At 62.2% G+C, this 21,648-nt stretch carries 22 protein-coding genes; 13 read left to right on the plus strand and 9 right to left on the minus strand.

The annotated features are described in order from the left end of the window. Window positions 1-22: 22 nt before the first annotated feature. Genes sdhC through H351_RS21820 form a run of 4 tightly spaced genes read left to right on the plus strand, consistent with a single transcriptional unit; the run spans window position 23 to window position 3,418 of the window. A complete protein-coding gene (gene sdhC / locus H351_RS21805) occupies window positions 23-427 on the plus strand; it encodes a succinate dehydrogenase, cytochrome b556 subunit (protein ID WP_020969155.1) in 405 nt (134 codons plus the stop codon). Between the two features lies 1 nt (window position 428). Further along, on the plus strand, window positions 429-884 hold the full coding sequence (locus H351_RS21810; RefSeq protein WP_003940699.1) for a succinate dehydrogenase hydrophobic membrane anchor subunit: 456 nt from the start codon (window positions 429-431) through the stop codon (window positions 882-884). 15 nt (window positions 885-899) lie between these two features. Beyond that, on the plus strand, window positions 900-2,651 hold the full coding sequence (gene sdhA, locus H351_RS21815) for a succinate dehydrogenase flavoprotein subunit (protein WP_019747692.1): 1,752 nt from the start codon (window positions 900-902) through the stop codon (window positions 2,649-2,651). Beyond that, window positions 2,651-3,418: a succinate dehydrogenase iron-sulfur subunit gene (locus tag H351_RS21820; protein ID WP_003940925.1), complete on the plus strand. Its 768-nt coding sequence runs from the start codon at window positions 2,651-2,653 to the stop codon at window positions 3,416-3,418. The genes sdhA and H351_RS21820 overlap by 1 nt, the downstream gene beginning before the upstream one ends. 53 nt (window positions 3,419-3,471) lie before the next feature. On the opposite strand, the gene H351_RS21825 is transcribed toward H351_RS21820, so the two are convergent. Continuing rightward, window positions 3,472-4,494: a LacI family DNA-binding transcriptional regulator gene (locus H351_RS21825; protein ID WP_029255000.1), complete on the minus strand. Its 1,023-nt coding sequence runs from the start codon at window positions 4,492-4,494 to the stop codon at window positions 3,472-3,474. Between the two features lie 75 nt (window positions 4,495-4,569). Between H351_RS21825 and H351_RS21830 the strand changes: the two genes are divergently transcribed. The 4 genes from H351_RS21830 to H351_RS21845 are packed head-to-tail and all read left to right on the plus strand — an operon-like array spanning window position 4,570 to window position 8,262. Further along, window positions 4,570-5,361, plus strand: coding sequence for an SDR family oxidoreductase (locus H351_RS21830; protein ID WP_021332520.1), 792 nt, complete (start codon window positions 4,570-4,572; stop codon window positions 5,359-5,361). Continuing rightward, complete coding sequence (locus H351_RS21835) at window positions 5,361-6,401, plus strand: Gfo/Idh/MocA family protein (protein ID WP_029254999.1); 1,041 nt, start codon at window positions 5,361-5,363, stop codon at window positions 6,399-6,401. Before H351_RS21830 ends, H351_RS21835 begins: the two co-directional genes overlap by 1 nt. Next, window positions 6,398-7,264, plus strand: a complete 867-nt coding sequence (locus H351_RS21840) for a TIM barrel protein (protein WP_029254998.1) — start codon at window positions 6,398-6,400, stop codon at window positions 7,262-7,264. The genes H351_RS21835 and H351_RS21840 overlap by 4 nt, the downstream gene beginning before the upstream one ends. Continuing rightward, window positions 7,261-8,262: a Gfo/Idh/MocA family protein gene (locus H351_RS21845; RefSeq protein ID WP_029254997.1), complete on the plus strand. Its 1,002-nt coding sequence runs from the start codon at window positions 7,261-7,263 to the stop codon at window positions 8,260-8,262. Before H351_RS21840 ends, H351_RS21845 begins: the two co-directional genes overlap by 4 nt. A gap of 58 nt (window positions 8,263-8,320) precedes the next feature. Here H351_RS21845 and H351_RS21850 read toward each other — a convergent pair whose 3' ends face one another. From H351_RS21850 to H351_RS21865, 4 genes are all read right to left on the minus strand, one after another. Beyond that, window positions 8,321-9,133, minus strand: a complete 813-nt coding sequence (locus H351_RS21850) for an ATP-binding cassette domain-containing protein (protein ID WP_007727336.1) — start codon at window positions 9,131-9,133, stop codon at window positions 8,321-8,323. 3 nt (window positions 9,134-9,136) lie between these two features. After that, window positions 9,137-10,195, minus strand: a complete 1,059-nt coding sequence (locus tag H351_RS21855; RefSeq protein WP_003940759.1) for an ABC transporter permease — start codon at window positions 10,193-10,195, stop codon at window positions 9,137-9,139. Between the two features lie 63 nt (window positions 10,196-10,258). After that, on the minus strand, window positions 10,259-11,260 hold the full coding sequence (locus H351_RS21860; protein WP_007727338.1) for a substrate-binding domain-containing protein: 1,002 nt from the start codon (window positions 11,258-11,260) through the stop codon (window positions 10,259-10,261). A gap of 160 nt (window positions 11,261-11,420) precedes the next feature. Continuing rightward, window positions 11,421-12,422, minus strand: a complete 1,002-nt coding sequence (locus H351_RS21865) for a LacI family DNA-binding transcriptional regulator (protein WP_029254996.1) — start codon at window positions 12,420-12,422, stop codon at window positions 11,421-11,423. Window positions 12,423-12,538: 116 nt separating this feature from the next. Here H351_RS21865 and H351_RS21870 point away from each other — a divergent pair, with 116 nt between their 5' ends. Both H351_RS21870 and H351_RS21875 read left to right on the plus strand, forming a co-directional pair. Continuing rightward, on the plus strand, window positions 12,539-13,564 hold the full coding sequence (locus H351_RS21870; protein WP_029254995.1) for a Gfo/Idh/MocA family oxidoreductase: 1,026 nt from the start codon (window positions 12,539-12,541) through the stop codon (window positions 13,562-13,564). After that, window positions 13,561-14,337, plus strand: a complete 777-nt coding sequence (locus tag H351_RS21875; protein ID WP_029254994.1) for a TIM barrel protein — start codon at window positions 13,561-13,563, stop codon at window positions 14,335-14,337. The genes H351_RS21870 and H351_RS21875 overlap by 4 nt, the downstream gene beginning before the upstream one ends. On the opposite strand, the gene H351_RS21880 is transcribed toward H351_RS21875, so the two are convergent. Next, window positions 14,334-15,374 carry a Gfo/Idh/MocA family protein gene (locus H351_RS21880; protein ID WP_029254993.1) on the minus strand — a complete coding sequence of 347 codons (1,041 nt, stop codon included), beginning with the start codon at window positions 15,372-15,374 and terminating at the stop codon, window positions 14,334-14,336. The two genes, H351_RS21875 and H351_RS21880, sit on opposite strands and share 4 nt — an antisense overlap. A gap of 80 nt (window positions 15,375-15,454) precedes the next feature. Here H351_RS21880 and H351_RS21885 point away from each other — a divergent pair, with 80 nt between their 5' ends. The 3 genes from H351_RS21885 to H351_RS21895 all read left to right on the plus strand — a co-directional run bounded on the left by H351_RS21885 (window position 15,455) and on the right by H351_RS21895 (window position 18,109). After that, the gene (locus tag H351_RS21885; RefSeq protein ID WP_029254992.1) at window positions 15,455-16,450 is read left to right on the plus strand and encodes a Gfo/Idh/MocA family oxidoreductase; all 996 of its coding nucleotides are present in this window, start codon (window positions 15,455-15,457) and stop codon (window positions 16,448-16,450) included. Between the two features lie 95 nt (window positions 16,451-16,545). Beyond that, a complete protein-coding gene (locus H351_RS21890; protein ID WP_029254991.1) occupies window positions 16,546-17,730 on the plus strand; it encodes a phytanoyl-CoA dioxygenase family protein in 1,185 nt (394 codons plus the stop codon). Between the two features lie 61 nt (window positions 17,731-17,791). Then, on the plus strand, window positions 17,792-18,109 hold the full coding sequence (locus H351_RS21895; protein ID WP_037119347.1) for a hypothetical protein: 318 nt from the start codon (window positions 17,792-17,794) through the stop codon (window positions 18,107-18,109). 97 nt (window positions 18,110-18,206) lie between these two features. Here the strand turns inward: H351_RS21895 and H351_RS21900 are convergent, their stop codons facing one another. The 3 genes from H351_RS21900 to H351_RS21910 form a co-directional block, all read right to left on the minus strand. Next, complete coding sequence (locus H351_RS21900) at window positions 18,207-18,632, minus strand: hypothetical protein (RefSeq protein ID WP_029254990.1); 426 nt, start codon at window positions 18,630-18,632, stop codon at window positions 18,207-18,209. A 58-nt stretch (window positions 18,633-18,690) separates the two neighbouring features. Continuing rightward, window positions 18,691-20,127 (minus strand): rifampin monooxygenase Iri, encoded by a 1,437-nt coding sequence (gene iri, locus H351_RS21905; protein ID WP_029254989.1) that lies wholly within the window; start codon window positions 20,125-20,127, stop codon window positions 18,691-18,693. Window positions 20,128-20,248: 121 nt separating this feature from the next. Continuing rightward, window positions 20,249-21,634, minus strand: a complete 1,386-nt coding sequence (locus tag H351_RS21910) for an MFS transporter (RefSeq protein WP_081051178.1) — start codon at window positions 21,632-21,634, stop codon at window positions 20,249-20,251. Between the last annotated feature and the right edge of the window lie 14 nt (window positions 21,635-21,648).

The following is a 21,648-nucleotide window of genomic DNA, read 5'->3' on the forward strand; positions in this document are numbered from 1 at the left end:
GACGTTGGAGGCACAGCACTCGATGAGTACTACGACTGAAGCCGCTCCTCAGAAGGAGCGCACGAGGTCGCTTTACCGGGGCGACCCCGGAATGTGGTCCTGGGTTCTACACCGGATCACAGGCGTCGCTACTTTCTTCTTCCTATTCGTACACGTTCTCGATACGGCACTCGTTCGGGTCAATCCCGATACGTACGACGCCGTAATCGACACGTACAAGAACCCCCTCGTCGGCCTCATGGAGATCGGCCTCGTCGGCGTAGTCCTCTACCACGCCCTCAACGGCGTGCGCGTGATGTTGGTGGACTTCTGGTCGAAGGGCCCGAAGTACCAGCGCGTCATGCTCTGGACCATTCTGACGATCTGGTTCCTGGTGATGATCCCAGGCGCCGGACGCATCCTCATCAACATGTTTGCGGAGCACTGACATGGCGACTACTCACGGACCCGAAGCCAAGAGCCTGGGCACCTCATACGACCGTCCCGCAAGCCTGGACAACCCGCGGTCCCCGCGCGCGAAGGCTCGGAACAACTTCGAGTTGTACGCATGGCTGTTCATGCGCTTCTCCGGCGTCGCCCTGATCGTTCTGGTCCTGGGCCACATGTTCATCATGCTGATGCTCGACGGTGGCGTTCACCGTCTGAACTTCGCATTCGTCGCAGGTCGCTGGTCCAGCCCGTTCTGGCAGTTCTGGGATCTGACGATGTTGTGGCTGGCACAGCTGCACGGCGGTAACGGCCTGCGCACGGTCATCGCGGACTACTCCCGCAAGGACTCCACGCGCTTCTGGCTGACCACGATCCTCGTTCTCTCGATGATCCTGATCATGGGCCTGGGCACGTACGTCATCTTCACCTTCGACCCCAATATCTCGGCGAGCTAGGGGAGCACAGACTTCATGCAGGAACATCGTTATGACGTGGTCATCGTCGGCGCCGGCGGCGCAGGCATGCGTGCGGCAATCGAAGCTGGCCCCCGTGCCCGCACGGCCGTACTGACCAAGCTCTACCCCACCCGCAGCCACACCGGCGCGGCCCAGGGCGGCATGTGTGCCGCACTGGCGAACGTGGAGGAAGACAACTGGGAGTGGCACACCTTCGACACCGTCAAGGGCGGCGACTACCTCGCCGACCAGGACGCCGTCGAGATCATGGCCAAAGAGGCCATCGACGCGGTGCTCGACCTCGAGAAGATGGGTCTGCCGTTCAACCGCACGCCCGAAGGCAAGATCGACCAGCGTCGATTCGGTGGCCACACACGTGACCACGGCAAGGCACCCGTCCGCCGTGCGTGTTACGCAGCCGACCGCACCGGTCACATGATCCTGCAGACGCTGTACCAGAACTGCGTCAAGCACGACGTCGAGTTCTTCAACGAGTTCTACGCGCTCGACATCGCCATCACCGAGACCGAGGACGGCCCGGTTGCCACCGGTGTCATCTGCTACGAGCTCTCGACCGGCGAGCTGCACATCTTCCACGCCAAGTCGATCATCTTCGCGACCGGCGGCTCGGGACGTATGTACAAGACGACGTCCAACGCGCACACCCTCACCGGTGACGGCATGGGCATCATCTTCCGCAAGGGCCTGCCCCTCGAGGACATGGAGTTCCACCAGTTCCACCCGACAGGACTCGCCGGTCTCGGCATCCTGATCTCGGAAGCCGTCCGTGGTGAAGGTGGCATTCTCCGTAATGCCGACGGCGAGCGCTTCATGGAGCGCTACGCCCCCACCATCAAGGACCTCGCTCCGCGTGACATCGTGGCCCGTTCGATGGTCCTCGAGGTTCTGGAAGGCCGCGGCGCCGGCCCGAACAAGGACTACGTCTACATCGACGTGACGCACATCCCCGAGGAAGTTCTCGACGAGAAGCTCCCCGACATCATGGAGTTCTCGCGCACCTACCTCGGCGTGGACCCCGTCAAGGAGCCCGTGCCCGTCTACCCGACGTGCCACTACGTCATGGGCGGTATCCCCACCAAGATCAACGGTGAGGTTCTGCGCAACAACGACGAGGTCGTCAAGGGCCTGTACGCCGCCGGCGAATGTGCCTGCGTTTCCGTGCACGGCGCAAACCGCCTCGGCACCAACTCGCTCCTCGACATCAACGTGTTCGGCCGCCGCGCCGGCATCGCTGCCGCCGAGTACGCGAACTCCACCGAGTTCGTCGACCTGCCGGAAACCCCGGCTGCGATGGTCGAAGACTGGGTCGGCGTCATCCTGTCCGATCACGGCCACGAGCGCGTTGCGGACATCCGCACCGAGCTGCAGCAGTCGATGGACAACAACGCCTCCGTCTTCCGCACCGAAGAGCGCCTCACCCAGGCACTCAAGGATGTGCGTGCTCTCAAGGAGCGCTACAACCACATCACGGTCCAGGACAAGGGCAAGCGCTACAACAGCGACCTGCTCGAGGCCATCGAGCTGGGCTTCCTCCTCGAAATGGCAGAGGTCACCGTCGTCGGCGCCCTCAACCGCAAGGAATCGCGCGGCGGCCACGCTCGTGAGGACTTCCCGGATCGCAACGACGCCGAGTACATGAAGCACACGATGGCGTACAAGGAGGGTGACGGCCTGCTCTCCGACATCCGTCTGGACTACAAGCCGGTGATCCAGACCCGCTACGAGCCGATGGAGCGTAAGTACTGATGTCTGCGCCTGCTGTAGATGCACCCAAACTCCCCGCTGTTCCCGAGGGGGCCGTCATGGTCACTCTCAAGATCGCGCGGATGAACCCCGAATCGGGCGAAGGCCAGCACTGGGACAGTTTCCAGGTCCCGGCACTGCCCACCGACCGTCTGCTCAACCTGCTGCTGTACGTGAAGGGTTACCTCGACGGCACCCTCACGTTCCGTCGCAGCTGCGCACACGGTGTCTGTGGATCGGACGCCATGCGGATCAACGGTGTGAACCGTCTGGCCTGCAAGCTGCTGATGAAGGACATGCTGCCCAAGGACGGCAAGCCGGTCACCATCACGGTCGAGCCCATCAAGGGCCTGCCCGTCGAGAAGGACCTGGTTGTCGACATGGAACCCTTCTTCGACGCATTCCGCGCCGTGAAGCCGTTCCTCATCACCAGTGGCAACGAGCCCACGCGTGAGCGCATCCAGAGCCAGCACGACCGTGCTCGTTTCGACGACACCACCAAGTGCATTCTCTGCGCATGCTGCACCACGTCGTGCCCCGTGTACTGGAGCGACGGCAGCTACTTCGGTCCCGCTGCCATCGTCAACGCACACCGGTTCATCTTCGACAGCCGTGACGAGGCCGCTTCCGAGCGTCTCGACATCCTGAACGACAAGGACGGCGTGTGGCGTTGCCGCACCACGTTCAACTGCACCGACGCATGCCCCCGCGGCATCCAGGTGACAAAGGCTATTCAGGAAGTCAAGCGAGCGCTGCTCTTCGCTCGTTAGGCCTTCGGCCTGTGCGCGGTTAGGGAGTCTCCGGACTCCTTAACCGCGCACAGCTATGTCGGGGGCATGTTGAGCGGTGTCACGACTTGGACCGGTGACGTCGTGAAGCCGAAGTGAGCGCCCATGGCGCCGTGTTCCTTCATGACCACCTGACAGGCAGTGCGAACATCCGCACGCAGATCGTGGTGGAGCACCGCTGATATTCGCCTCTCCCCCAGCAACTTTCGATTGTCACCGTCGAGATCGTGGGCGATGAAGACATTGCACTCCCGGTTCAGTTCTTCGAACGCGTCGACCGTGGCCAGGTTGCCACCACCGATCGAGTACACGGCACGGATCTGCGGATCGGATTCGAGTGCCGCTCGCACCAGTTTCCTACTCGTCTGATCCAGACCGTCACTGTTCGGAATGTCGATCAACCGTCGATGCGGAGCCGAGACCCGCATGGCGGATCGAAATCCCATCTCCCGTTCTTCCTCCCCACGGAAGAAGCCGCTACTCATGCTGACCAGCACGTTGCCGTCCCGATTCCCCAGCCACTGATCTATCAAGTACGCGGCGGTGGCTCCGGCGGCTCGGTTGTCGATGCCGATGTAGGCGGCTCGCCTGCTACCGGGAACATCGGTCACCAACGTGACGACCGGAATCTTGGCCGCCACCAACCGGTCGATCGCCGCCACGACTTCCGGAGTGTCGGGAGCCTTGACGATGACTCCGTGGGATCCGCGTCGGCGAATCTTGTCGAGCGTCGACGTCATCGCTTCGACCGAACCGGTTTCACGAAAGTGGAACCGGGAACGAACGACAGCAGGCGCAAGGGTCGGCAGTTCAGCCTCGAGCGCGTCACGGACGGCGTCGGAAAACCTTGCGGGGGTTTGCAACACGACGTCGACGATGAACGTGCGACCGACCAGTTTCAGTTGCGAGCGTTGACGTTCCAGGTCCGTGATCGCTTGGCGAACCTCCGATCGTGTGCCCTCCCGAACTCCAGGACGGTCGTTGAGCACCCGGTCGACGGTGGCCTCACTCAGGCCCGACTGCTGAGCGATCTCCCGTACTTTGAATCGATGCGCCACAACTACCTCACGATGATGGATATTTGATGGTTTTTCGCTGTTGCTCGAGGTCTTCGTGACAGCCAGACTAAACCCATGACTTCTCCGCCGGGCGTAACCAGGCCCGCACTCCTCGCCGACACCGTCGTACTGGTCAGTGGCGGCTCGCAAGGCGTCGGCGCCGGCGTCGTTCGCGCCGCAGTCCGTGAGGGCGCTCAGGTGGCTTTCACTGGCCGGCGCCCGGACGTCGGAAAAGCTCTCGAGGCACAACTTTCGGGAACCCACTTCATCGAAGCCGATGTGGCGCAGACCGATTCCGCGCTCGCCAGCGTGGCCGAGACGATCTCACACTTCGGCCGCGTGGATGCCCTCGTCAATTCTGCCGGACTCACCTCGCGCGGCACGCTGCTCGACACCACCGAGGAACTCTTCGACCAGCACATCGCGGTGAACCTCCGCGGTCCGTTCTTCACGATGCAGGCAGCGGTCAAGGACATGCGCGAGCGTGCGGTCCCCGGGTCCATCGTCAACATCATCTCCACGTCCGAACTCGGCGGGCAACCGTATCTCGCGCCGTACGTGGCAGCGAAGGCCGGGCTGGCGGGGCTGACCCGCAACGCCGCCCATGCGCATCGCTGGGATCGTATCCGGATCAACGGTCTCGACATCGGGTGGACACAGACCGAGGGAGAAGACCTCACGCAGAGAGCTTTTCACGACGCTGGTGACGATTGGCAGGAACGTGCGGGCAGCACCCTCCCCATGGGCAAGCTCGGACAGGTCGACGAAATCGCCGACTTCGTCGTCTTCCTGCTCTCCGATCGCAGCGGAGTCGTGACAGGTTCGATCATCGACTGGGACCAGAACGTCTTCGGAGGGCTGGACTGATGGGCGCTCGTATCGGAGTCATCGGCCTCGGACGAATCGGCAGCCACCACGCCCGAAACCTGCTGACGACGGACGGCGTCGACGCACTGGTTGTCACCGACGTCGACGCACGTCGAACCTCGGACGTGGCAAGCGAACTCGACGTGGAGTCCGCTGCCGATCCCGACGCGCTTTTAGCGTCAGGCATCGACGGCGTTCTGATCGCCGCGTCGTCGAGTTCGCACGCCGACCTGATCGAAGCCGCTGTCCGCCGAGACATCCCGACGTTCTGCGAAAAGCCGGTAGCCGACTCGATCGAATCCTCGGTTCGTGTCCTCGCGACTGCCGAGCAGACGTCGGTACCAGTCCAGATCGGATTTCAGCGCCGATTCGACCCGTCATTTGTGGCGGCGTACGACGCAGTTCGATCCGGAGAACTCGGTTGGATCCACACTCTCCGATCGACCACCCTCGACCCCGCTCCCCCGCCGATCTCGTACATCGAACACTCCGGCGGCATCTTCCGCGACTGCTCGATCCACGATTTCGACATCGTCAGGTGGGTCAGCGGCCGCGAAGTCACCACGGTTTTTGCCACCGGCTCGAATCAGGGTGATCGCGGGATCGCCGATGCCGGTGACGTCGACACCGCCGCAACGGTTCTCACTTTCGAAGGCGGAACCATCGCGGTCGTGTCAAATACCCGCTACAACGGCCGCGGCTACGACTGCCGACTCGAGGTACTCGGCTCGGCGGACTCCGTCGTTGCCGGGCTGGACGACCGCTTGCCACTCCGCTCGCTCGACCCCGGAACATCGTTCCCCTCGCAGGAGCCGTACACGTTCTTCATGGACCGCTTCACGTCCGCCTACCGTGCGGAACTCGAAGCATTCCTCGGCGTTGTCGCCGGGCGTCGGGAATCACCGTGTACGCCCACAGATGCGGTCGAGTCGGCGTGGATCTCCGAAGCTGCAACGCACTCTCTGCGCGAGGGTCGGCCCGTCACGATCACCGAAGTCAAAGATCTGTTCCTTCACGACAAGAATGAGGCACACACATGAGCACTCCTCGCATCGCCGGCGCACCGATCTCCTGGGGCGTGTGCGAAGTCCCGGGCTGGGGCTACCAACTCGACCCTGCGCAAGTCCTCCGGGAAATGCGCGAAGTCGGTCTGGCGGCAACGGAAATCGGACCGGAGGGCTTTCTGCCGACAGCACCTGCCGAGATGGCCAAGGTGCTCGCGGATCACGACCTGAGCGCAGTCGGCGGGTTTGCACCAGTACTGCTGCACGATGACGATCATGATCCGGTGCCCGGCATCTCCCCCATCCTCGACGGTTTTGTCGCCTCAGGTGCCGAGGTTTTGGTTCTGGCCGCCGCGACGGGTTCCGACGGCTACGATTCACGCCCAGAACTGGACGAGCAGAGTTGGAAAACCCTGCTACACAATCTCGATCGCCTCACCGACGCCGCGGCCGAGCGTGGAATCAGGGCAGTTGTCCACCCTCACGTCGGAACGATGATCGAGCAGCGCGACGAGGTCCTGCGAGTGCTCGACGGCTCGGCCATCCCACTGTGCCTGGACACCGGCCACCTGTTGATCGGCGGCACCGATCCGGTCGACCTGGCGCGTCAAGCTCCCGAGCGCATCACCCACGTGCATCTCAAGGACGTCGACGATGCCCTCGCATCACGCGTTCGCAGTGGTGAGCTCACCTACACCGACGGCGTGAAGGCGGGAATGTACCGTCCGCTCGGTGGCGGCGACGTCGACATCGCCGGTGTCACAGCCATATTGCAGCGCCACGGTTTCGACGGATGGTACGTGCTCGAGCAGGACACCATTCTGACCGAGGCTCCGTCCGACGAGGGACCGGTGCGTGATGTGCGAGCGAGCGTCGAGTATCTGCGGTCGGTTCTGTGACACCTACCCCGCTGCGGATAGGCATTCTGGGAGCCTCACGCATCGCCGAGAACGCGATGATCAAACCTGCAACGGCCACCGGGCACCGCCTGGTGGCCGTTGCCGCACGCAGCCCCGAGCGGGCCAGAGCCTATGCGGCCCAGCATGGGATCGAACGGGTGGTCGGTTCGTACGCCGAGCTGATCTCGGATCCGGAGGTGGACGTCGTCTACAACGCGCTGCCCAACAGCCTGCACGGACCGTGGAATCTCGCCGCCGTTCAGGCCGGCAAGCACGTGCTGACGGAGAAACCGTTTTCGAGCAACGCTGTGGAAGCGCGTGCTGTAGCCGAGGCAGCGCGCGTGAGCGGAGTGACGCTGCTCGAGGGGTTCCACTACCTCTTTCATCCGGTGAACCGGCGCCTGCTGGATGTGGTTCGGAGCGGCACAGTCGGCGCGGTCACTCGGGTGGAAACCGTACTGCGGATGCCCAAACCATCCGAGAACGACCCGCGGTGGGAGCTCGCCTTGGCAGGCGGGTCACTGATGGACCTGGGCTGCTACGGGTTACATGCTTCCCGGATGCTGAGTGACGTCTGTGGTGGTGCGCCAGTGGTGACCGAGACCCGCCACGAGGAATACGCTCCGGGGGTCGATTCGTGGTTCGACATCGAACTCGAGTATCCCGGCGGAGCGCGGGCATCCGTTGTGACAACGATGTTGGACGAGCAGTACCACTTCACCTTCCGGGTCTTCGGAACCAACGGAGACGTCCTGGTGCACAACTTCCTCCAGCCGGACGTCGACGACCGTGTCTCCGTCACTGTCGATGGGCACACGAGTATCGAGCATCTGGGCACAAAGTCGTCGTACACCTGGCAACTCGAAGCGTTCGCCGATCATCTGTCCGGGGTCTCGGCGCTGCCGATCGGACCGGGCGACGCGGTAGCCAACATGACGATGATCGACGAGGCGTACATGCATTCCGGCCTCGGGGTTCGGCCGACGACCATCCTCTGACGAAACGACTACAGCCTCGGTTCGATTCGAACCGAGGCTGTAGTCGCGAGGTTTTGATCTAACGGCGAAGCTCGTGGGTCAGTGTCTCGAGCTCGTCACCGCCCGCCATCTCCTTGGTCAGTTCTTCGAGTGAGATGTCGTCGTACTTGGCGTCGAGCTTCTGCCTGCCTCGGTTGAGGAGCACGAAGTGATCGCCGACCATGTACGCGTGGTGCGGATTGTGCGTGATGAAGATGACGCCGAATCCCTGTTCCTTGGCAGCGGTGATGTAGCGCAACACCATTCCCGACTGCTTGACGCCGAGCGCTGCTGTCGGCTCGTCGAGAATCAGCACGCGGGCACCGAAGAAGATGGCGCGGGCGATGGCAACACACTGACGCTGACCGCCGGAGAGACTACCGATCGGTGCGTCGACGTCAGGCAGTTCGATGCCCATCTTCGACAGTTCCGAAAGCGTCGTCGCGCGCATGGCGTTGGCGTCGAGCGACTTGATCAGACCACCCTTGCGCAGTTCCTGCCCGAGGAAGAAGTTGCGCCACACCGGCATCAACGCAACAACGGCGAGGTCCTGATAGACCGTCGCGATGCCTTTGCCAAGCGCCTCTTTAGGCGAGTGGAACGTTGTCGGTTCGCCGTCGACGAGTAGTTCACCTTCGCTCTGCTGGTGCAGACCGGCGATGATCTTGATCAGCGTGGACTTGCCTGCGCCGTTGTCACCGAGCACACCGGTCACTTCACCCGCACCGACGCGCAGGTTGATTCCCTTGAGCGCGATGATGTTTCCGTATTGCTTACCGACGTCCTTGAGCTCGATCAGTGGCACGTTGCCGCCCGAGTTCGAGAGAGCCGGAACTTCAGCTGTGGTACTCATGTGTCACCTTTTCGCAGCGTAGTTGCGGAATGCGTTGTTGGCGATGACCGCGAACAGCAGCATGGCGCCGAGGAAGAACTTGAACCAGTCCGGGTTCCAGCCTGCGTAGACGATGCCCTGGTTGGTCATACCGAAGATGAATGCGCCGATCGCAGCGCCGATCGCGGTTCCGTAACCACCGGTGAGCAAACAACCGCCGATGACTGCGGCGATGATGTACAGGAACTCGTTACCGACACCCTGACCGGACTGAACGGTATTGAACGAGAACAGCAGATGCATGCCCACGAACCAGGCAGCAAAGCCGACGGTCATGAACAGGCCGATCTTGACTGCGGTCACCGGCACACCGATCGCGCGGGCGCTGTCCTGATTGCCGCCGACCGCGAAGATCCAGTTGCCGATCTTGGTCTTGAACAAAACAAATGTTGCAATCGCGGTGAACAGCAGCCACCACACGACCGTGATCTTGACGGACACCCCGAAGACCGAGAACGACGACGCGAATACCTTTTTCGCAGAATCGAATCCGGCCATGTCGGAGACGCTGGGTGTGGCAACCTGACCACTCACGAGCTTGGTGACGGCCAGGTTGATTCCGGTCAGCATCAGGAACGAGCTCAGGGTGATGAGGAAGCTGGGAATCTTCGTCTTCATGACGAGGTAGCCGTTGAAGAATCCGACTGCGAGCGAAACGACCAGCGCCAGAATCGCACCCACCCACAGATTGAGGTGCAGGTTGTAGGCGATCATCGACGCGGCGAGCGAGGACGTGGTGACTGCGACGCCGGCGGAGAGGTCGAACTCGCCGCCGATCATGAGCAGGGCGACCGCGCAAGCCATGATGCCGATCGTGGAGCTGGAGTAGAGCACTGTCGCAAGCGCTTCCGGCGTACGGAACGGTGCCGCGACGATACAGAAGAAGATGAAGATGGCGATGGCGCCGACAAGTGAACCCATCTCCGGGCGGAGCAGTAGGCGCTGAATGCGCTTTTGCTCCTTCACCCGTTCATCGGTCACGACTTTGTGGGCGGCAAGGTCGAGATCTGCCTGAGTGGACATGATTTCCCTTCCGTGCTGGACAGGCGCACGGAGGGCGGACTCTCAGCCCTCCGTGCGCCCGGATCAGCGAGTTCCGTTCTTGGCGTACTCGGCGACCGAGTCGATGTTGGTGTTGTCGATGAACGCGGGTCCGGTCAGGGTCGGCAAGCCGCCACCGATCACGTTGCCGTTGTTGAGGTAAAGCCACAGCGAATCGATGGCGAGGTAGCCCTGCAGGAAGGGTTGCTGGTCCACTGCCCACTGCACGTCACCGGATTTGATGGCGTCGACGAGCGCCGCGTTGGTGTCGAAGGTGACGACCTTCGCCTTGCTGCCCGCATTGCCGACCGACGTCACGGACGTCAAAGCAAATGGAGCACCGAGTGCGAGAACTCGATCGATTGCCGGGTCCTGTTGAAGTTTCGCGGTGATGGTCGATTCCACCGACGGCATGTCCTTGCCGTTGACGTTGAGAATCTCCGTCGTTCCCTTGAACGACTTCTTCACTCCGGCACAACGTGATTCGAGGCTCACGTTGCCCTGCTCCTGAATGACGCACAACACCTTGGTGGCACCTTCGGTGTTGAGTCGCTCGCCGGCAGCTTCACCGGCAATCGACTCGTCCTGACCGAAGTACTCCTTGACGCCCATGTCCTTCCAGGTCTCGAGGCCCGAGTTGAGGGCGACCACCGGAATGCCCGCGGCGGTGGCACTTTGGACCGCGGCAACCATGGCGTCGGGCTTCGCGAGGGTGACAGCAATCCCGTCGACCTTGCTGTCGATCGCACTCTGAACCAAGTTGGCCTGATTCGGCGCCTCGGGATCGGCGGAGTACCGAAGCTCGATGTTGTCCTTGGCCGCTGCGGTTTCGGCTCCCTTGCGCACCAGATCCCAGAACGTGTCACCGGGAACTTCGTGAGTGATCATCGCAATGGTGGCGCGGGGCGTGTCCGCCGTACCCGCGCCCATTCCGGATCCGGAAGAATCCGGCTTTCCGCCGGTGCTTGAACAGGCGGCCAGACCCAAGACCACGACTGAGGCTCCGGCCAGTACGGCAACGCTCTTGCGTCCCGTGAGAAACGACATGTGAACTCCCTCTCGACATCAACCAACGGCCCGCGAACGGATGGTGCTCGGTTGTATGTGAAAGATGTAATACCCGTCACAGTCGAATGTCAATAGTTTGTTCTGACATTAGGACTGCTTATCAAAGACCGAACAAACTGATTGAAGTCGAAACTGCAGGTCAATGCCCTGAGGGTCCAGTTGAACCTCGAACCACCAGTTGTGGCTGCGCGACAATGTCCTTGCCCAATGGCCCACTTCCGCCGTCGAGGCGTTCGGAGATCCGCTCCACCGCGGCGCCGCCCAGAAACGCCGTGTCCTGCCCGACACTGGTCAGATCGATGTGCGCCAAACCTGCCAATGCACTGTTGTCGAATCCGATCACGGAAACGTCGCCAGGCACCGAGATCCCGGCACGCAGGAAGACGTCGAGAACTCCGAGCGCGCAGCGATCGTTGAAAGCGAAGACCGCCCCGGGTAACCCACCCTCGACCATCGACCTGGCGGCAGCTGCGCCGAACTCCTCCGTGAGACCGCCGGGAAGAATTCTCGGCTCCAGACCTGCCGCTCGCATGGCCTTGCGGTAGCCCTGACGCCGTTCCTGGGCGCCCGGGCCTCGCCCGCCGTCGACGTGGGTGATCGAGCGGTGCCCGAGTTCGACAAGGTGATTCACGGCCATCACCGCGCCCGCCTCGTCATCTGTTCGGACAACATCCACGTGCACTGACGACATCTTCCGCGCGATTACGACAACGGGAACCTTGTCGGCCAGGTCGACGATCTCTGCCTCCGGCGCCTGTGAACCCAACAGCAAGATCGCCTCACACCGGTCGTCGAGCAGGGTCCGCGTTGCACGAGAATCCGGCCGTCGCTCCGAGACCGCACTGAGGACGACGTCGTAGCGCGACCGTTCGGCGGCCACATAGATTTCGTCGAGCAGCTCCGCGTGAAACGTTTGCGCCGCAACGTAACTGACACCGATCAGGCGGCTGCGATGTTGGCGCAGCAGTCGCGCCGCGTTGTCGGGTCGATAGCCGAGTTCGTCCGCGGCCGCCTTGACCCGTACCCGCGTCGCATCGCTGGCACCTGGGACATCACGAATGACGATGGACACCAAAGCGCGTGACACACCGGCCAGGTCTGCTACGTCTTGCAAGGTGGGGCGTCGACTGTTCACCTCCACAGACTAGATCGTTCCAGCGAATAAGCACCGAAGCATTGACGCGCGCCGCATCCGGCGCTTTACTGGCATGGACTAGAACGATCTAGTTCCTCATTCTCACTCCGAACGGAGTCCCCATGTCTGCCTCTGTTGCAGTCGGTCTCATCGGCGCCGGATGGATCGGCCGCTTCCACGGCGAGTCCGTCGCGCTGCGTATCTCCGGCACCCGTCTCGTCGCCGTCGCCGATCCTGCGCCCGGCGCTGCGGCGTCGTTGATCGAACGTGTCAGTCCCGACGCCCGCGCGTACACCGACGCCCTTGAGCTGATTGCCGATCCGACCGTCGAAGCGGTGCTCATCAGCACGCCCGCATCAACTCACACCGATCTCGTGGTGGCCGCCGCGGAGGCCGGCAAACATGTCTTCTGCGAAAAGCCGATGGCCTTGACACTCGAGGACGCCGATCGCGCGATCGGCGCATGTGCCGCGAACAACGTTGCGCTGCAAGTCGGTTTCAACCGGCGCTTCGCCGCCGACTTCACCGCGGCCCACGACGTGATCACCGCCGGCGGGATCGGAACCCCACAGCTACTTCGTTCTCTGACCCGCGACCCAGGAATCACCGCCGACGTCGCCTCCCGAGTCAAGCCGTGGACCATCTTCAACGAGACGCTGATTCACGACTTCGACGCTCTGCTCTGGCTCAACCCCGGGGTACGCGTCGTCGAGGTGTTCGCGCAGGCCGATGCTCTCATCCATCCGCAGTACAAGGAGCAGGGGTACCTCGACACGTCGATGGTTCAGTTGCGCTTCGACAACGGCGCCCTCGCGTCGGCCGAGGCCAACTTCCAAGCCACCTACGGTTACGACGTGCGCGGCGAAGTTTTCGGTTCCGGTGGAATGGTGAGTGCAGGCGAGGTCACGCGGACCGCGATGCGTCATTACAGCTCACCGGGCGTTCTGGCCGACACACCTCGGGTGAACATCGAACTGTTTCACGACGCCTATGTCGCCCAGTTGGCGCACTTCGCAGACTGCATCCGCTCCGGCCGCGCGCCGTCGGTCCACGGTCTCGATGCCCGCAATGCGCTGGAAATCGCATTGGCCGCAAAGGAATCCGTGGAAACCGGACTGCCCGTATCATTGTTGTCGGTGCCGCAGTGAGCCCCTTCGATTTGGCGGTCTCTGCCGAGATGACGTTCACCGAACTCCCTGTCGTCGAGCGTGTTCGGCGGATCTCGGAGGCGGGATTCGCAGCCGAGATCTGGAGTTGGCAAGACAAGGACCTCGATGCTCTGGTCGCCACCGGGGCTCGCTTCTCCTCGATGACCGGCTACCTCCACGGCGATTTGTTCGATGACGCCGGCAGCACCGAACTCGTACGTACAGCGGCGCTATGCCTCGCTCCGGCAGCGAAACTCGGCGTTCCCCGGCTGAACTTCCATACCGGCGAGCTGATCGACGGACAGGCTGCGCGCCCGCAGTATCGAACTACGGGAGCGATGTGGCTGACCGCCCAACGCGCTCTCGAGAAGATCGCGAGACTGGGCGAAGAAGCCGGAGTCGTCTTCTGCCTCGAGAATCTCAATACGATCGTCGATCACCCCGGCGTACCGATGGCCCGCGCCAAAGACACTCTGGCACTGGTGGAATCCGTCTCACACCCCAACTTCAAGATGATGCTCGACCTCTACCACGCACAGATCGGCGAAGGAAACCTCATCGAACTCGTGCGGCGTTGTGGTGACAACATCGGCGAGATTCAGGTGGCCGACGTACCCGGCCGATGCGAACCCGGAACCGGCGAGATCAACTACCCCGCCATCGCACGCGCGCTCGCCGACCAGGGTTACACCGGCACGATCGGTTTGGAGGGCTGGGCATCCGGAGACAGTGACACCGCACTCACTGCTTTCCGGAAGGCCTTTACGCTCTAGCCCTCACCCGGGAACGTGATCCCCACCTGACGGCGGATCTCGTCGAGGATGTCGAGCGTCGCAATGGCCGCGTCGAGCGGATGGACCGGCGACTCGATATCCCCGGCGGTGATCCGCCGCGCCGCCTCGGCCGCCTCGAACGCGAGACCTCCGACGTATCCGTCGACCGGATCGTCGTAGCGCGCAGATCTTCCGTCACCTAGCCGGACAGTGAAGGCCCCGGGCCGGTAGAACGTCGAGTCCAGAACGATCATCCCCTTGTCGCCGCAGATCGAGGCCGTGTTGGGCGTGTCAGCAAGGATCGTGGTGTTCAGACTGGCCTGAGCAATGCCTGCCCAGGACAGAACCGCTGAGATCTGGCCGTTCACCATGTCATTCGCCGGCTCGCCCAGGGCAGCAACCGCAGTAGGAACACCCAATACCCGATACGCGAGACTGACCGGATAGGTCCCGAGGTCGAGAAGTGGCCCACCCGCAAGCGCTGGATCGTAGATACGATGATCGGTCTCGAACCGTTCGCCGTGATCGGCCAGAACCGTACGTATGGTTCCCAGCAGCCCCGCATCGAGGATCTGGTCGATCACGTCGAACTTGGGCAGAAACGACGTCCACATCGCCTCCATGCAAAACAGTCCGAGCGCAGCCGCCCGCTCCTGAATCGCCCGTCCCTGCGCTGCGTTCAAAGCCAGCGGCTTTTCGACCACGACATGCTTGCCGTGATCCAATGCCGCTATCGCGCAATCGAAATGGGCAGTGTGCGGTGTTGCGACATAGACGACGTCCACATCCTCGGAGGCAAGCAAAGCGTCGTAGCTACCGTGAGCGCGTCGGATCCCCCAATTGTCCGCGAAGGCCTGAGCGCGGGTGAGTCCGCGCGAAGCGACGGCCGTGACTTCCTGCGCTGTGTTTCTCTGGAGTGACTCCACGAAGCGCTGTGCGATCCAGCCAGGCCCGAGGATCCCCCAGCGCAAAGTCGGAGCGTCGACCGGATCGGGGACCCTGGTGCGAGGGAGTTCCAGAACTGTAGAAGATGTCATGCCTCGAACTGTAGAGTCGAATCTCGAAATATGTAAGGACATTAGGTTGTCCGTTTCAATCCTCTGAAAGTAGGAACCTCATGTCGATTCGTGTCGGTGTGATCGGAACCGGCGTCATGGGCGCCGACCACGTCCGCAATCTCCACTCCACGGTCTCCGGGGCAACGGTCTCTGTGGTTGCAGACCTCGATCAAGAGCGAGCAAAGTCCGTAGCGTCCGCAGTCGGCGCACGGTGGGTGACCGATCCGTTGAAACTGATCAACGACGCCGGTGTGGACGCCGTAGTCATCGCTTCCCATGATTCAACGCATGCCGACCTCACGCTTGCTGCTGTCGAAGCCGGAAAACCGGTTCTGTGTGAAAAGCCCCTCGCAGTGACAGCAGAGGACTGCCGACTCGTCGCTGCGGCCGAGAACCCCGAAAGCCCCCTTGTGAGCGTCGGATTCATGCGCCGCTTCGATCCGGGATACGTGGCGCTGAAGGCCGAAACACATTCCGGTCGTATCGGTGACCCACTGATCGTGCACTGCTCGAGTCGCACTGTCAGCGCCTACCCGGGTGGCAGCTCGGAATCCACGGTGACCAACTCCGCGATTCACGAACTCGACATCGTGCCGTGGATCTTGAACTCTCCCGTCGTCGCAGCCAGCTGGCACTGCGGGCGCTCGAGTTCGCTGGTGAACGATCGCCAGGATCCGCAGATAATCATGCTGCGCACCGCCGACGGCGTTCTCACCACGGTCGAGGTCTTTCTCAACGCGCGGTACGGCTACGACACTCGGTGCGAGGTCGTGGGCGAAATCGGCGCCGCTCGTCTCGCCGAACCGGTGGTCATCCACACCGACGCGGATCGATCCCACTCGTACGGCTATGCGGCGGATTGGATTCCGCGTTTTGCCGAGTCGTATCGCCGCCAACTTCAAGAGTGGATCGACGCATTGAGCACCGGAAGACCGTCGACGTTGGCCACAGCCGCGGACGGCCTGCGGGCAAATCTCGTGGCAGCTGCCGTGATCAAGTCGATGCACTCCGCGGGGACAACTGTCTCGGTCGAGCCCGTGGGGGAAAGTTTCTGAGGTCTTTTTGATGGATTTCAGGGGTAGTTTCGATGGGTTCTCCTTGGCAGTCTTTGAGGTACAGCGCATCTTGAACACCGCAGGAAAGGCCCCGAATGACTCCATCACTGACCAACCACACCGTGCCGTCCGCAGGTAGGTTGCACCGAGAAGACTGCAACATCGACAACTTCGCCGCTTTGGTCGCGCACGACACCGCCCTTGCCGATTACCCGTACGCCCATTCAGTGGCCGACGGGGTACTTCTGTACCGCTCGGAAGCATTGGTAGAGCAATCGTCCAATCCTGAAACCCGGGCCGAGATCCAAGACGAGATCGCCCGGGCGTTACTCACCGGCCCCGGCATCACAGTCTTTCAAGGCGCGTTCGACGCGGAGATACTGGATCGCGCCAGCGCGGTCTTCCGTGAACTCATTGCGCGCCAACACGAATCCGGTGCAGCGTCCGGAGATCACTTCGCCAAACCTGGTGCCAATGACCGAATCTGGGGCGCACAACTGAAGTTGGCGCTCGAAGATCCCAAGGCTTACGTCGACTACTACGCAAACAGCATTGTCGCGTTGGCTTCGGAAGCGTGGCTCGGCCCCATGTATCAGGTGACGTCGGACGTCAACGTCGTCAATCCCGGTGGCGCCGCACAGAATCCACATCGCGACTACCACCTCGGTTTCATGTCGAGCGACGTAGCCGCGAAGTTTCGGGCGCATGTTCACCGCTTGACCCCTGCCCTCACCTTGCAAGGTGCAGTCGCCCACGTGGATATGCCGGCCGAGACGGGCCCGACCAAGTATCTGCCGTACTCCCAGCAATTCGAAGCCGGATACCTCGCGTTCGAGCGTCCCGAGTTCAAGGAGTTCTTCGAAGCCAACTACGTCCAATTACCTTTGAAGAAGGGAGATGCCGTCTTCTTCAACCCAGCGCTGTTCCACGCGGCAGGCCACAACAAGTCCGCGGACGTCCTGCGTATGGCAAATCTTCTCCAGGTGTCGTCGGCCTTCGGTCGAGCCCTCGGAACCATCGACCGGGAGGCACTCGTCAACGCGATCTATCCGGCACTGCTCGCTCTCAGCGAGGCGGGGTCCGACGAGGCAGTTCGGTGCGCCGTCGCCGCCTCGGCCGAGGGCTACGCCTTCCCGACCAATCTGGACCGAGACCAACCGATCGACGGCCTCGCGCCTCAGACGCAGGCCGAACTCGTGACGGAAGCGGTTCGCGAGCGGATCTCACCTGATCGACTGGCCGATCTACTGAAGGCACAGTCAGCGAGACGAATGAGCTGAGGGACGGCAGCGCTGAAGAGACTTGGGCCGCTTAATGCCGATCGGTCGGTACGCTCGAAGCATGGGGTGGGACTTGTTAGTGCTGTTCGCCATGATCGGCCCGTTGGCGACGTTCGGGTGGGCGGCTGTTCGGGCGAAGCGCCGCGGACTCGGTGGCTCGTTCGTGGGGCCGTTTCAGGAAATGTTCGATCCTGGTGCGGCGCGAGCACAGACGGTCATCGAACAGATCGCGGAACTGCCGGATCCTGCGGACTCCGGCGACCCGGACAACGATGACGATGTGCCGTACACAGTCACCTATGAGGGTGTTCGGCTCCACATCAATCCCGGTAGGGCTCGGCAGCGGGGAGGCGAAGGGACCGCCAAGCACGCTGACTGAAAGTCGCGCCGGATACAACATGCTGTATGGGTTTTTTCGACGTGCAGTACAGGGATCGCTACTGTTCGAGAATTCGGGTGAGGGAGAACTGGTTCGGTCAGGGCCGGCGCAGTTGATAGGTGACACCGTTTTCCAACTCGTCCGAGCTGAACGACTTCGGGGAAAAGCGGCCCAAGCTCACCTCGTAGTTTTTCTGGTTTGCGGGGACGGCATCAAAATGTGCGGTGTAGGAGCACGTGCTCATTCCGTCAGGAAGTTGATCGATTGCCTCGACCTCGAGTGTCGACCTGACGGACGCAGCGCCACTGCCCCCGAAAATTTGAATCTGGTCGTTCGGAGCGACACGGATCGAGTCGATCACGCACTCTCCAGAGCCGGCCTCGACTTGCTCTGCCTGACCGGTCACCGTCAATGTGGCAGCAAATGTCTTCGGCACATCGACATTGGTCGTGCAGCCCGTGAGTATCAGCACTCCGACGGCGATCAAGGCCGCGGGCGCGATCTGCCCCAATCCTTGTCCCATAAACGGCAACGGTAGTGCACCCGAGGTGTCACGGTGCTCGGTTACCGAAATCGAAGCGTCACGCGCGGTCCCTCGCCGACCGGCCGAACCATGTGGACAGCTGAGTATCCAACTCCGCCTGTGTATCCCCGACCCATGCCACATGACCATCCGGCCGAAGCAGGACAGCCGGAGCTTCCAATTCAGTGCTTGTGTCAACGATATGGTCGGCGCGATCGCTCCAACCATCGACGGACAGTTGGCCACCCTGGTCGAGAAGAAGTCCGCGGCCGGATCGCATCAGGTCGTACAGGTTGCCGCGCGTCAACGCGATGTTCCGCAGCCTCCGACCGAGTAGGTCGTCGCCTTCGCCGAAGTCGTAGCGAATCGAGATCGCAGTGATCTTCTCGGTCAAATAGCGCTTGACGTCTTCGAATTCCATCAGCTCGGAGATCAAGCGCCGCACCGCTTGTGGTCCGGCAGCGGTGGAGATCAACTCGGCCTGGGCGCGCGTGTTGTCCAGCACGTCGGCAGCCACCGGACGCCGTTCCGATTCGTACGTGTCGAGCAGGCCCTCCGGTGCCCAGCCGTTGATCTCGGCGGCGAGCTTCCAGCCGAGGTTGAAGGCGTCCTGCACACCGAGATTGAGACCTTGACCGCCCATCGGTGGGTGGATGTGTGCGGCGTCGCCGGCGAGAAACACCCGGTCGCGCCGGTAGTGCTCCGCCAGACGGGTGGCGTCGCCGAAGCGCGAGAGCCACCGCGGCGAGTGCACACCGAAGTCGGTACCGGCAATGGCCAGTAGCTGTTGTTTGATGTCGTCGAGGGTGGTCGGTGTTGCGCGACCGTCGGCAACTTCGGCTGCAGGGACCACGACACGAAAAGCACCATTGCCGGCGGGACCGACTCCGAATCGTTTGTGCGTTTCCCGGATTTCGGCGACAACGGCGGCCAGTTCATCAGCCGGCATGGTCACGTCCATTTCGCCGATCAACGTGTCGGCACTCGACGGCTCGCCGGGAAACCCGACATCGATCAGCTTTCGCACAGTGCTGCGGCCGCCGTCGCAGCCCACGAGGTAACGCGCGTGAAGTGTTGTGCCGTCGGACAATTCCGCTGTGACCTTGTCGGCGTCTTGACGGATTGCGACGACACGCTTCCCTCGCTGAATTTCCGCGCCGACTTCGGTGGCATGTTCGGCAAGAATCCTGTCGATCTCGGGCTGAGGTATGCCCAGTACGTACCCGTGCGCAGTATCAAGGTGCGCGGGTGCCGGCTTGCTGATCCCCGCGAAGAATCCACCGAGCGGATACTTGCGGCCGTGCGCGAGGAACTTGTCCAGCAACCCGCGCTGCTCCATGATTTCGATGCTGCGCACATGGATGCCGAGGGCACGGACGAACTGAGTCGGCTCCTCGTCCTTGTCCACGACGACGACATCGACGCCCTGTAGCCGGAGCTCACCTGCCAGCATCAATCCAGTTGGTCCAGCACCGACAATGATGACGTCACTCATGCGATCCCCTCCTTCGGGCAAGGCTTTTGCTTGCTCGCAGCAGACGAGTGTGCACCATCACCGGGGCCTTGCCGCAAGCCCCGGGTCCCGCGTTATGATGAAGGTGGCGGAAGACGCTTCATCATCGGCGCACCACCACCACAGCACCTGTATCGCGTGGGAGCCGCCAACTCTCGATCACCGTCGGCACCAGCATGGCCCCGAGAACACCCAGCGTCAGAGAAAACGGCACTCCGCCGCTCAGATCCTCCGACTCCGCCAACGGTGTGCAGAGCGTGATCACCAACGCGGACAGTGCAATACCCAGACCGGATGCCAACTCTTGCAGCGTTGCATGCAGAGTATTTGCATCGGTCAGCTCACCCGAGTCGACGTCGGCGAACGCCAAGCTGTTGTACGCGGTGAACCCGATGGATCGCAACGCGCCACTGACAAACAGTGCGACAGCGATAACGACGTCCGGTGTCGTCGACGAGATCAGTACCAGCGCACCGAAGCACACCACGGACAGAACTCCGTTTCCCACCAGAACTCGTCTGATCCCGAATCTGCGCATGAGCGGAGTGGTGAGCGGTTTGATCGCGATATTCCCCGCGAACAGAGCCATCACCAGCAGACCGGCCTTGAACGCCGACATTCCGAATCCCACTTGGAACAACAACGGCAGCACAAACGGCACGCCCATGATCACGAGCCGGTACAGCGAGCCGCTCGACGCGACGAGCCGAAACGATCGAAGTCGGAGGACGCCGAGCGCGATGAGCGGATGATCCGACCGGACGAGGTGAATGACGGCCAAGCTCAACAAGATCAGAGCCGCAATGATCCCGAGGCCCACTCGTAGCCAGTCGGTTCCGGCACTGTGCACGCTGTCGAGCGCCACCACAAGCACTGCGACGCCTGCTCCGATCACCACCAATCCCAGCCAGTCAAGGCTCGGTTTCTGCGTTTGCCGAATGTCGGGCACCATGCGCAATGCCAGCAGAAACCCGACGATCCCGATCGGAACGTTGATCAGAAAGATCCAGCGCCACGAAGCGATCGACACGATGGCTCCACCCACAGCGGGCGCAAGAACCGGCGCTGTGAGCGCCGGCCACGTCAAGTAAGCGATAGCCCGTACGAGTTCCGCCTTCGACGTCACCCGCAATACTGCGAGCCGCCCTACCGGCACCATCATGGCGCCGCCTACCCCTTGTAGTGCGCGCATTCCCACCAGCATCGGGAGGGACGTGCTCAGTGCACATCCCACCGACGCCACCGTGAAAACGGCTATGGCAGAGATGAAGACACGTCGCGTTCCGAACCTGTCGGCCATCCATCCGCTCGCCGGGATCAGGACGGCCAACACCAGGAGATACGAAGAAACGGCGACATTGACGTCGACGGCGTCAACTCCGAAGGATTGGGCGATCGACGGCAGTGCGGTTGCGAGAATCGTCGCATCGAGCATCTCCATGAACAGTGCTGCTGCCACCAGCAACGCCAGTCCGCGGGGAAATGTCACTGCGCCAGAGCCTT

The organism is Rhodococcus erythropolis R138 (assembly GCF_000696675.2).
GTDB lineage: Bacteria > Actinomycetota > Actinomycetes > Mycobacteriales > Mycobacteriaceae > Rhodococcus_F > Rhodococcus_F erythropolis.